At 41.5% G+C, this 12,778-nt stretch carries 10 protein-coding genes; 8 read left to right on the plus strand and 2 right to left on the minus strand.

The features are described 5' to 3' along the window. Positions 1-179: 179 nt before the first annotated feature. The 8 genes from J5A56_RS11715 (at position 180) to J5A56_RS11750 (ending at position 10,603) form a co-directional block, all read left to right on the plus strand. Positions 180-2,450 carry a cation:proton antiporter gene (locus J5A56_RS11715; protein WP_021672685.1) on the plus strand — a complete coding sequence of 757 codons (2,271 nt, stop codon included), beginning with the start codon at positions 180-182 and terminating at the stop codon, positions 2,448-2,450. A 664-nt stretch (positions 2,451-3,114) separates the two neighbouring features. After that, positions 3,115-4,059, plus strand: a complete 945-nt coding sequence (locus tag J5A56_RS11720; RefSeq protein ID WP_021672687.1) for a DUF4595 domain-containing protein — start codon at positions 3,115-3,117, stop codon at positions 4,057-4,059. A 142-nt stretch (positions 4,060-4,201) separates the two neighbouring features. Beyond that, entirely contained in the window at positions 4,202-5,110 is a 909-nt protein-coding gene (locus J5A56_RS11725; protein ID WP_231370829.1) for a hypothetical protein, read from the plus strand. Between the two features lie 86 nt (positions 5,111-5,196). Beyond that, complete coding sequence (locus tag J5A56_RS11730) at positions 5,197-6,012, plus strand: Nif3-like dinuclear metal center hexameric protein (RefSeq protein WP_021672689.1); 816 nt, start codon at positions 5,197-5,199, stop codon at positions 6,010-6,012. 185 nt (positions 6,013-6,197) lie between these two features. Further along, the gene (locus J5A56_RS11735) at positions 6,198-7,019 is read left to right on the plus strand and encodes a zinc ribbon domain-containing protein (RefSeq protein WP_021672690.1); all 822 of its coding nucleotides are present in this window, start codon (positions 6,198-6,200) and stop codon (positions 7,017-7,019) included. 968 nt (positions 7,020-7,987) lie between these two features. Beyond that, positions 7,988-8,194 (plus strand): hypothetical protein, encoded by a 207-nt coding sequence (locus J5A56_RS11740; RefSeq protein ID WP_211815444.1) that lies wholly within the window; start codon positions 7,988-7,990, stop codon positions 8,192-8,194. 57 nt (positions 8,195-8,251) lie between these two features. Further along, entirely contained in the window at positions 8,252-9,796 is a 1,545-nt protein-coding gene (locus tag J5A56_RS11745; protein WP_211815520.1) for a hypothetical protein, read from the plus strand. Between the two features lie 372 nt (positions 9,797-10,168). Then, on the plus strand, positions 10,169-10,603 hold the full coding sequence (locus tag J5A56_RS11750; protein ID WP_036919983.1) for an HU family DNA-binding protein: 435 nt from the start codon (positions 10,169-10,171) through the stop codon (positions 10,601-10,603). Between the two features lie 457 nt (positions 10,604-11,060). On the opposite strand, the gene J5A56_RS11755 is transcribed toward J5A56_RS11750, so the two are convergent. Together J5A56_RS11755 and J5A56_RS11760 are read right to left on the minus strand one after the other, a co-directional pair. Continuing rightward, positions 11,061-11,576 (minus strand): nitroreductase, encoded by a 516-nt coding sequence (locus tag J5A56_RS11755; protein WP_036919981.1) that lies wholly within the window; start codon positions 11,574-11,576, stop codon positions 11,061-11,063. 13 nt (positions 11,577-11,589) lie between these two features. Beyond that, complete coding sequence (locus tag J5A56_RS11760; protein WP_021672132.1) at positions 11,590-12,771, minus strand: MalY/PatB family protein; 1,182 nt, start codon at positions 12,769-12,771, stop codon at positions 11,590-11,592. Between the last annotated feature and the right edge of the window lie 7 nt (positions 12,772-12,778).

Below are 12,778 nucleotides of genomic sequence, written 5' to 3' on the forward strand. Positions count from 1 at the left end.
CTGATTATAATCTATATACTTATGTTGGTTTAACTCTTTTTCTTTTAACTATCCATTTACCACCTATCATTTACAAAAAGATGTCCAACACTCAAACAACACATACAGAATTATATACAACTAAGGTCTTGGCTTCACCTCCAATACCCCACAAACTCCTCTAACTCCATAAAATATTTATGTCAGAACTACCCGAATTGGTCAAAGACCTTGCACTCATTCTCGTTGTAGCAGGATTTGTAACTCTTATTTTCAAGAAACTCAAGCAGCCATTGGTATTAGGTTACATCGTGGCAGGCTTCCTTGTGTCACCCCACATGCCCTATTTGATGAGCGTTGTCGACAAATCCGATATACAGACATGGGCGGACATTGGTGTTATCTTCTTGCTCTTCTCATTAGGATTAGACTTCTCCATTAAGAAGATTCTAAAAATGGGAGCCTCCCCTATCATTGCCGCCTGTACCATCATCTTCTGTATGATGACATTAGGTGTCATTGTAGGGCATAGCTTTGGATGGAAAGAGATGGACAGCATCTTCCTTGGAGGTATGGTAGCAATGAGTTCTACAACCATTATATACAAAGCCTTCTCGGATATGGGACTCACGCAACAAGGCTTTGCTTCAACGGTTATGAGCGTACTCATATTGGAGGACATCCTTGCCATTGTAATGATGGTGATGCTCAGTACTATAGCCAATGGAAACAGCCCCGATGGAGTACAACTCGTGGGAAGTATTATGAAAATTGGCTTCTTTCTTGTTCTATGGTTCGTAATCGGGATTTTTGCCATCCCACTCTTCCTTCGTTCCGTTCGTAAAATACTTAACAACGAAACCCTGCTTATTGTGGCATTGGGTTTCTGTTGTCTTATGGCCGTTATATCAACACGGGTAGGGTTTAGTGCAGCTTTCGGTGCCTTTGTTATGGGAAGTATCTTGGCTGAAACGGTTGAAGCTGATAAAATCATCCGCCTTGTAGACCCTGTTAAGAATCTCTTTGGAGCTATCTTCTTCGTCTCTGTTGGTATGTTGGTAAATCCAAGTGTTCTTGTTAACTATGCTCTTCCTATCCTTCTGCTTGTCGTTACAATCCTCGTAGGACAGGCTTTGTTTGGTACCTTAGGCTATCTTCTCGGAGGCCAGACACTCAAAAACGCTATGCGTTGTGGTTTCTCAATGGCACAAGTGGGTGAGTTTGCCTTCATTATAGCGACATTAGGACGTTCTTTGGGAGTCATAAGCGAATTCCTCTACCCCGTTGTCGTTGCAGTATCAGTCATCACCACCTTCCTCACGCCTTATATGATTCGTGCGGCAGAGCCATGCTATGACTTCCTCATCAAACATCTTCCCAAACGATGGGTTCGTCGACTTACTCATATCCAAACGAATAGTGTGGGAGGGAGTGCCACTGCTGATAATCATTGGAAAGTCCTGATGAAGAAGATGATACTTAACACACTTATCTATGGCATTCTTTCTTCTGCTGTCATTGCCATTATGTTCTCTGCAGCCCTTCCTCTTTGTAGGAAGTTATCTATAGAATGGACAGGAAGCCATTGGGCTGGTAATGCCGTATGTGGATTTCTCACAATCGGCTTTATTGCACCTTTCTTACGTTCTATCGTAATGAAACAGAATCATTCCGAAGCATTCAAAGCATTGTGGACAGACCGACGCATCAATCGCCTACCCCTCACAGCAACCGTTCTCGCACGTGTAATTATCGCACTCGGTTTCATCTTTTACGTATGTAATTACCTCACACGCTTCAAAAATGCACTGATGATTGCCATTGCAATGGGTATATTAATATTGATGCTACTCTCCCGTTGGCTCAAGAAAAGAAGTATAACATTGGAACGTCTGTTTATCCAGAACCTCCGAAGCCGTGACATTGAGGCACAGATACAAGGAAAGAAGAAACCTCTTTTTGCCGACTATCTGATAGACCGTGATATCCATATTGCTAATCTTGAACTGCCCGACGATTCTCTATGGGCTGGTAAGACATTGTATAGTCTGAAGCTCCGAAACCGATTTGGCGTGCATATTAGCAGTATCCTTCGTGGCTCCCAGCATATCAATATTCCGAATGGTGGCACAATTCTCTTCCCTGGCGATAAACTGCAAGCCATTGGTAATGATGAGCAGCTAACAAAACTTTCTAAGGCAATAAATGCTGAGTTACAGGCAGAGCTTACTGACATAGAGAAGCATGAGATGAAACTCCGTAGTTTCACCATCTCTAAGACAAGTCCTTTCATTGGCAAAACGCTCAAAGACAGTGGTATCCGCGACGAATATAACTGTATGGTTGTGGGTGTTGACGAAGGTCAGAAGAACCTCACCCTCATCACTCCTTCCCGCTGTCTGCAAGCAGGCGACATCCTATGGGTAGTGGGAGAAGAACGCAACATAGAGCGTATCCTCGCATTAGGATAAATATTTTTAGGCTTATTAGCCCAATTACATAATCAAGTAATAAGGACTAATAAGCCTAAATTGTATATTGCCAAACGAAGCCACAGAATATTCGTGAAATACCCAAAGAACTACGCCACGGATTATTTTCATGATAAACATTAAAAATACAGGTTAGTCCTTCCATATTATAAGATGATAACTATTCTCTAATAAGAGATGTTATTACACGTGATGCAAGGAAAGTTTTATATTAGCTTGCTGTCACTTTTAACATTTCGCATATCTTTCTGTAATATAAAGAGTTAAGTATCTAACACAAATGACAGGAATGACAGGAACTTTCATTTATGGATTACTCAGTAAAACGAAATCGACTAATTGATATAGATACTTTGCTGGTTCTTCCGAAATATAGAGTGATGAAATAAGTTTCCCAATATAATAGGACACACTGAGAAAAGGAAAGCGGAGGTAATCATTATCACCCAATATTCAACACCCAACACTCATCACCCAATATTCTCCTTTGCTCAATGCACCAGTGCCTTTATTGGACGACAACGAAAAAATCATATCTCTATCGGTTTAGATTTAATAGAGAACAAAAACTTAATTGACTTTTTTTTCTTACCTTTGCAGCTGATTTTGAAAATGACTATTTATAAATTTTAATTATATTAATATGAAGAAAATCTACTTATTATTTATTTGTTTCATAGTAGTTGCACAGACCATAAGTGCACAGAATGATAAGAAATTATTGAAGATGACCTTTGGCAAATCTTACTTTGAACTTAAGTATGATGCAAAAGGAAAACTTGTAGAGACGGTTGAATATTATGCAGATGAATCCACAAAACGTAACAGCAAGTATACTTATAACGATAACAAAGTGGAGCAAATCTTCTATGAGAATGATAATGTAAACGATAAAGATAATCGAACATCTGTTCTCAAAAATAATAGAGTTGTTTCAGAAAGAATACACTTGTCAGCACATGAAGGAGAACCTGAATATTGGGCAGATTACAACTACACGTATAATGGTGCAGGTGAACTGATAAAGGTTGTAACAACCAGTAATGGACGTCCAGACACAGAGTATAAATTGACATGGACAGACGGAGATATTACACTCGTAGAGCATTTTCGAGATAACAAAAAAGTAGGACAGGTAGCTTATGAATACAACAAAAGCATCACCAACAAATATCTATCTCTATTTGTCAATCCAATTACTTCAATTGCCGATTATGAAGGCATCGTACCATACGGACAACTTTTAGCAGGATACTTTGGAAAAGTTTTCCAACATCCAGTAGCTGCTGTGCACTATACGGTGATAGATAAAGACTATTTTGGGTGGACAAGTGATGATGATTTCACAATTACGTATAAGCAGAATGCAAGTGGTATTGTAGAAAATATCAAACAATCAGGGGAAGAAGGAGTGACAGCAACGTGTATTTGGGAAGAAACCCCTACAGGTATCAGTGTTTATAAGCAGGAGAAAGAGAATACAAAAAAGATTTATGACCTTTCTGGTAAATGCCTTGAAAATATACAACATGGTGTGAATATTATCAAAGAAACGAATGGCAAGACACATAAGGTTATTGTAAGATAATATTCTACTGTTTATCAAAGAAATAGCATAATAAAAGGAGGAGCAGCATAAGTTTCTCCTTTTATTAGTATTTTTAATATTTAATCTAACGTTTCCTCGCATAATTAGAGTATCTTTGCATTGTCATTCGATGATTATACAGATGAAACGTAATAAATTAACAGCTCTGATAGCACTTGTAGGTGTTGTAGCCTTCACATCTTGTGAGGATGTGAAACGTCCAACCCCTGTCAGAGAACGTATCAATGTCACTCCTCCATCAAGAGAGGCAGAGGCTATAAGTCAGTTGACAGCATCAATAGATGAGATTTCAGCTAACCTTGATGCCATATCTTCTCAAGAGGCAATGCTCTGTAAGACTACAGAGCACGCAAATAAGAAGTCGAAGATTATTCAGCAGATAAGGGGGCTCGGTGCGCTGCTTAGAGAGAAGCAAAACCAGATTGATAAACTGCTAAATGAAAAGGTTAAGAAAGTGGATGCTCCAGCAGCATCTAATCCTACAATAGATAATCTTTACAAGGTAATAGAGTTCCTTTCATCACAGCTGAAGGAGAAAGGAGATCGTGTAACCCAATTAGAGCAGGTTGCAAGTCGTAAGGATGTCACTGTAGACCAGCTTAAATACATCGTTATGAACCAAACTAACAGCATTGATGCAATGCGTTACAGGTTCAACATGGCAGCTTTGAAGCGCGAATATGCTCAACTGAAAACTAAAGAGAAGCAAAGAATTAAAGAAGATAAGGAGTCAGATAAAGTCTACTATATCATTGCGAACAAAGAGACTCTGAAGGATAAAGGTCTTTTGAAGACATCACTTTTCTCTAAGAAAGTGGATAATAACAATGTAACAAAAGATCTGTTTACAGAGGCTAACAGCAAAGATCTGAAGACACTGACGATAAACTCATCGAGTCCAAAGCTCTTATCCCAGAACCCAAAAGGTAGTTATACACTCACGCAGAATGAAGACAGAACGACAACACTCACCATTACAGACCCAGAGAAGTTTTGGAATGTGTCGCGCTATCTGATCATCCAAGAGTAAATCTACTTTGAAATAGAAAGAAAATAAATTAGGCTGCAAAGGTTGTGAAAATCGAATAATTTTCTTATCTTTGCAGCCTAAAACTTATGCGTAGCGTGAAAATAAAGGAAGTAATTGATGCCCTTGAACGATTCGCGCCTTTGCCCTTGCAGGAAAGCTATGATAATGCTGGCCTACAAGTTGGATTGACAGAGGCGGAAGTATCAGGGGCTTTATTGTGTCTTGACGTGACGGAAAAGGTGGTTGATGAGGCTATCAACAAGGGGTGTAACTTAATTGTTGCGCACCATCCGCTCATCTTCCGCAAGTTGGCACAAATAACAGACGTGAACTATGTGCAGCGCACAGTGATAAAGGCTATCAAGCATGATATCGTCATTGCCGCTATGCACACAAACTTAGACTCAGCTGTGGGTGGTGTTAACTACAAGATAGCTGAGAAGTTAGGACTTAAGAACCTTCGTTTCTTCGGTCGTAACAAACAAGTGGTAAACCCACAGACAGGAGAATCAGTAACAGGTGGCGATGGTGTCATCGGTGAGTTTGAGGAGCCTTTGGCAGCAGACGATTTGATACTGTTATTGAAAAAGAAGTTTGATGCAGAGTGTGTTCAAACCAATGAATTACTTCGTCGTGAGATTCACACCATTGCTCTCTGTGGTGGTTCAGGCTCATTCCTATTGCAGGATGCTATCGCAGCAGGTGCAGATTCCTTCATGACAGGTGAGATGAGCTATCACGAATACTTTGGTCATGAGCAAGAAATACAGATTTGTATCATCGGACATTATCAGAGTGAACAGTTCACTACTGAGGTGTTACGTGACGTTATCGAACGAGAATGCCCAAGTGTAAAATGCTACTTGTCTGAGATTAATACGAATCCTATCGGGTATTTTTAGTTGACGAGTTAGACAAGTTGACAGGTTGACGTGTTAGACAAGTAAACAAGTTAATTGTTAAGAAGTTGGACGAATGGAGTCTGTGGTGTTGTCTTAACTCCTCTCACTCCTAAACTCCTAAAACAACAGTAATCATAATTATGAATTTTGAATTATGAATTTTGAATTAAATTAACATAAGAACTATGGCAAAGAAAGATCCAAAAGAGTTACCAGTAGAGGAGAAATTGAAGGCCCTTTTCCAGTTACAGACAACCCTGTCAGGAATCGACGAGAAGCGTGCATTGCGTGGTGAGTTGCCACTTGAGGTACGTGACTTAGAAGATGAGTTGGAAGGTCTGCACATTCGTATTGAGAAGATTGAGCAGGACATTAAGGACTATCAGAGTGCTGTTACCCAGAAGAAGGGTAACATCGTTGACGCTCAAGCAAGTTTGGAGCGTTACAACAAGCAGTTGGACTCTGTTGCAAACAACCGTGAGTATGACACTTTGACAAAGGAAATCGAGTTCCAAACATTGGAGATTGAGCTTTGCAATAAGAAAATTAAGGAAGCTCAAATTAAGGTTGAAGAGAAGCAGAAGGACTTAGAGGCTAATCGTGCATTGCTCGAAGACCGTCAGCACGCCTTAGAGGAGAAGCGCAACGAGCTCGATGAGATTATGCAGGAGACACGCGAGGAGGAAGGTCTGCTGAAGGAGAAGGCTGCAGAGTTGGAGACTAAGATTGAGCCGGGATTGCTTCGTAGCTTCAAGCGTATCCGTCGTGGTGCTCGCAATGGTTTGGGTATCGTTTACGTACAGCGTGATGCTTGTGGTGGTTGCTTCAACAAGATTCCACCTCAGCGCCAGTTGGATGTGAAGATGCACAAGAAGATTATCGTTTGTGAGTACTGTGGTCGTATTCTCATTGACCCAGAGTTGGCTGGTGTAAAGGTTGACAAGACCGAGGAGAAGCCAAAGAAGCGTAGAACAACTCGTAAGAAGAAGGAAGAGGAGGGAGAGTAATCATCGGCCCTTTTTATCCCATAGAGGATTAAAGTCTTTCATCTTCTGAAAGATAGAAAATAGCCTCAATACATTTGAAATGCCATCAAGCATTCTTATGTATTGAGGTTACTTTTACGTTTAGCACTCTATTATTGCTATGCTATAAAATTTTAGTTCAAATCGATTATTATCTCACAATAATCTTATTATTCTCATCATATTATGCATTCTGACCAAACCAAATAAAATCTGTTCAGCCTCTAATAATAGATTTCAGTTTAAAGTAAAGAGAAAGAGTTCATTTGTTACTCTTTCCCTCTTTCTGCCTCCTTTTTATCTTTCTGTTACCTTTTCTTTTTCTCGGTTATTCTGTCTAATTTATATATTTTTTTAAGATTTCCTTGCCAGTTCTAAAAAGATGTTTTACCTTTGCGCCCGTGAAACAATTAGCAATGACATATCCAGCCAATCCAGCACAGCAAAGAAACTTTGATTTCTTTGCCTTTTTTAGTGCTTTATATTTGGCAGTCTCAGATATTTTGCTAACACACACACACACACACACACACACACACACACACACACACACACACACACACAGGCGCACCTAGCGTTTAATCATACTTTTTTTCTTCCATCCTACGCGCGCGCGAAGCGTGGCGTAACGCTTGTAAACAAAGGACTTCACGGAGTTTCCTTTGTTCGCTTTTTTGTACCCGTTTGCGAACTGTCAAGAAAGCAAAATAAGGACGTTTTAAGCACTGGTTTTACTGCAAAAAATACTTATCATTTTATAGTAATAGTTTGTTTTCTCTCGTTGATTTCTCAGGCAGGCAGCAGTGATATGCTGTCTGCCTGTAGAGAGGGAGAGGGCAAGCAATCAGAAGGGATAAATAATGAGATCGTCAGGATGTATATATAAAGGTGGCGTGATAAAGCCACATCTATAGAACAGTAACAACTATTTTTAATCAAATCAAAAAGCAATGAGAAAGAAACAAGAAAAGAAGGTTTATTCTGCACCACGTTGCACGATAATCCAAGTAAGCGAAACCACTTATTTGATGGACACTTCTTTCCCCAGTCAGCACAACCCAGCCCAACCGGGTGGAACCTTTGGTGATGCAAAGCAGGCTCCAAGCTGGATGACAGAAAGCGAAGAAGCAACCGAGCATTCTTCATGGGAAGACTAACAGAGAGTTATTAACCAAGTAAAGAAAACAAAATCACACTAAAAGAAGAAACAGACAATGAAAAAGAAATTATTCAAGACCCGCCTGCTTTCATTCGCAGCTTTCTGCGGGCTCACATTCGCGTTTGCATCCTGTGCCAATGAAGACGTAGCGCAGAACCCAAACAACATAGATAACGATAAGAACTTGACAACCTTCACAGCAGGTGACCCCTCAACACGCACCTCAATGGAGAGCGATGGCAAGTTCTTTTGGGAGGGAGGCGACAAGATTTGGGTAAAAGATGATAACGGTGCTTGGCAGCAAAGTAGCAACGCCCCTACAGAAAAGACTGCCAGCTTTAAGTTTAAAGTACCCGGCAACTTTACACAAAGCAGCAGCTATAAGGTTTACTACCCTGGTAAGAATGGAAATCGAGACAAAGTAACAATCTCTGCAAACCAAAGTCAGTCAGAACCCAACACTACCGCCCACTTTGGCACATCAGGCGATTGCGGAATGGCTGATGCATCAAAGCAGTCAAACGGCTCGTTTGCTTTTGCGCTTGACCACAAGGCAGCTTACTTGCTTCTTTTGCCACGTACAGCCAATACAATCTTGCATGACTGCTACTTGACAAAGGTAGAGATAAACTCTGATAACGACATCACTAGTACATATACCCTTGACCCAACAACAGGCGAACTAACAGGTACTGGAACAGGCAAACAGATTGTTCTCACAACAAAGAGTAGCGGAACATACGCTAATGGTTTCCCTTTAACCAACACTGCCACAAACGCCGCTACTAACGGTTCTTACGTTGTTATAAAACCGGGCACCCATACACTCAAGATACGTTATTGGGTGAAGGACATTGTAACAAATGTAGAAGGAACTATAACCAAGACATTGTCATCAGCTACCTACGACCAGAATAAATATTATAACATCACTGCTAACCTTGACGTAAAGGATTACGACGGAACAAAGTACTACATGTGGGATGCTCAGCAGAATTATTGGGCAGGTCATGAATGGAATAGCGCAGCTCCATGGCAGCCAACGCTTACGACACAGCCAGCCAATTCAAACTACCCCAAGAGCAACACCGACTCTCGTTGGTACCACGAGGGCGGCGGTCTAGGTCGCATCGATGCTACTCAGAGTTGCGCTACTCTTCCCAACGTGAACGAGATGACATGGTACGCTGCCAAGGGCAATCCCCGTTGGGACAAGGACGAATTATGGACAACTATGGGTCATTTATATAAAGGCGGCATGTGGTTTAAGAAGAAGTCAGTCTTACTGGCAGAAGGTAATTATAACACCGAGAAATCTGTCGACGGCACTGATTGGCGTATAAATAGAAATGCAAACCGCTGGTCCGTATCTCAGACTCTTCCTTCCGCTGCCGATGCAAACAAATACTTCTACCTGCCCGCCTTGGGTTTCTACAGCTCTGGTCTGTGGTACAACGTTGGCGAAGCCGGCTTCTATTGGTCGTCAAGTGCTACTCCGCGGTACAGCATCAGCGCGTGCCTTGTGCGCTTAGACAGTGGTTTCGTCCACGTGTTCAACGAAGACCGCTACCGCGGTCTCTGGGTCGGGGTGTTTGAGTAGTCCTAAAAGCCCACCCTGACCCTCCCCAAAGGGGAGGGAGTGCCTAACGGGATAAAAGAAGTAAATAAGCAAACCGTTTGAAAAAAAATTCTAACGTGTTAGAAATTTACGGGGAACGTGTTAGCGAGAAATTTCTAACGGGTTAGAAATTTTCTTGCAACCCGTTAGAAATTTTACTCTGACCTAATATGCGTTTTAAGCCTCCGCATTATGCGGATTTTCAAAGCTTTGCGGAGGTTTTTATCTCTTTTAAATACTGAATAAACACGCTTTGATTGAGCTTATCAAACTGAGAAAAAACGAAACTAATGAAAAACGTGTTGCTGCAAAGTGCAGCACAAGTAAGTAATAACTAATAAAATTTTAAACACAATGAAAATCAAATTGATTGAAAGAAGAAAGCCGGGTACAAAGACTGGACCGGGTAAGTTTTATGCAAGTCCTGTAAACGTGGGGAAGAAGAACCTGCGGGATATTGCGCATGACATTGCGGGACGTTCTTCGCTGACACGTGGTGATATCGAAAACGTGCTGTCAAACTTTATGGATTGTCTGCCCCACTATCTTCGTGACGGCTTTAGTGTGCAGTTAGGCGAATTTGGCACGATGCGCTTGACACTGTCAAGCGAGGGAGCTGAAACGGAAAAGGCTTTTAAGACCGAGAAGATTAAGCCGCGCGTAACGTTTACACCGGGCGTAGAACTGAAAGCTGCCCTGCGCGAGAACTCGTATGAGACAGTGAAGGAGGAAAAGTCGGGCGGAAAGAAAGAAGGAGGCGGAAAGGCTCCCGGACCTATGCCAGAGTAGGAAGCGGCCTCACCCCCAACCCCTCTCCTATTGGAGAGGGGAGTGAACACCGAGATACCCCCACATGTTTGAATGCATTATTGTGGATGATAAGCTAAACGCCATACAGCAAAGATTTTGTTCGTAAACCTTACAATGTAAACCTTATAATGTAAGCCTTATGGCAAATATTCTGCAAATGGGGTTCTTCCTCTTTCGGGGGGAGTTGAGGGGCTTCTCTTTTCTCCGCAAATTGTTTATGGTAAAGGATTGGCTTTAATCAAGAATAAATCAAAAAATTGTTCGCGAACAAAAAGGAAATTGTTCGCGAACTTTTTTTGATTTGTTCGCGAACAATTTTGGTAGAGTCTTAGAATAAATTTTCTCGCATGAAGTCAGAATGCAGAAAGATATACACTTCAAAGGAATGTTTTAAGACAGACAACCTATGTTTATCAGGTAGCACTGATTCAACTCCTTACTTCACATAGAAGATACGATTTTGCTTGCGTGATGAGGTCTTGCCTTCCTTTGCTGCATAACCAAGAATACAGAAGCCGATACCTTCATAATCGCCTTCTATCCCCCACTCTTTCAACATCTGCTTACCATCTTCACGTTCAAAAGTCTGCTTGGCACGATTAATCCAACAGCTTCCTAAACCTACTGCGTGAGCAGCATTCATAAGGTTGCCCATCATCAACGCACCATCATAGACGTGATTAGGGCTACTCTTATCCGCTAACACAGCAAGGACAACGGATGCTCCATAAAAAGGGTCGCTCGTTACGCCCATTATCTCACCATTAATCGCCGATAAGCGGTCGCGTACTTCCTTATTAGTCACTTCAACGATGATAGCAGTCTGCATATTCTTTCCACTTGCAGCGTAAAGACCAGCTTCCATCACCTTATCAATCAACTCCTGTGCAGGCATACGCTCTTCATAAGCACGTATGCTACGACGTGTCAACAATGCTTCTAATGCTTCCATAACATATTCTATTTTATAATTCATTTACGGCTTTTGCCAACTGCTCCAACGCCTGACGAAGTATAGAACGTGGTGTACCGATATTCAAACGCATAAAACCTTCACCTCCGGGACCAAACATTCTACCATCATTTAAAGCTAAATGAGCTTTGTCAATGAAGAGGTTTAATAGTTCTTTGTGCTTCAATCCAAGGTCACGACAATCCAACCAAACAAGGAAACTTGCTTGTGGACGAAGTGGACGAACACTTGGAATATGTTCACGACAGAAGTCTTCGACAAAGAGAATATTGTCTTCTACATACGCCAACATCTGTTTACGCCACTCCTCTCCCTTTCGGTAAGCAGCTATCGTGGCTATTGGGGCAAAGAGTGTAGGCTCATCTAATTCGTTTGCCTTCAACCAACCATAGAAACGATTACGCAGTTCTTCATTCGGAACAATGGCATACGAACTAACGATACCTGCCATATTAAAGGTCTTTGTCGGTGCTGCAAAAGTAATACTAATTTCCGCAGCATGCTCTGACACACTTGCAAATGGTGTATGACGATTGCCAAAGAGAGCCATATCGCTGTGTATCTCATCGCTAATGACAAGAATATTATGCTCATAACAGAAGTCTGCCAAGCGGCGTAATGTATCTTCCGACCAACACAATCCTGCAGGGTTATGAGGATTAGAGAGGATTAGTAAACGACATTTATCATCACATACCTTTGCGAGATTCTCAAAGTCCATATCATAATATCCGTCTTCACGGAGACGAAGCGGATTGAAGACAACCTTACGATGATTAGCCTCTGGTGTCAAACGGAATGGATGATAGACAGGTGGTTGTATTATCACCTTTTCGCCTGACTCTGTGAATACATTTACAACAAAACCAATACCCCTTACGATACCGGGAATAAAACTCAACCACTCTGGCTTTACTTCCCAAGCATGATGCGCACATATCCAATCAATGATAGCAGGGCGATAGTCAGATGGTTCTATGGTATAACCAAAGATAGGATGTGAAAGACGGTCTTTAAGGGCATCCACAACAAAATCAGGAGTAGCAAAGTCCATATCAGCCACCCAAAGTGGTAACAAGTCATTACGTCCCCAACGTGGAAGAAGTGCCTCATGCTTCAAGTCACCACTTCCCGAACGGTCGATTATCTCGTCAAAGTTATAAGTCTTTATCATACTTCCA

It is taken from the genome of Prevotella melaninogenica, from assembly GCF_018128065.1.
Lineage (GTDB): Bacteria > Bacteroidota > Bacteroidia > Bacteroidales > Bacteroidaceae > Prevotella.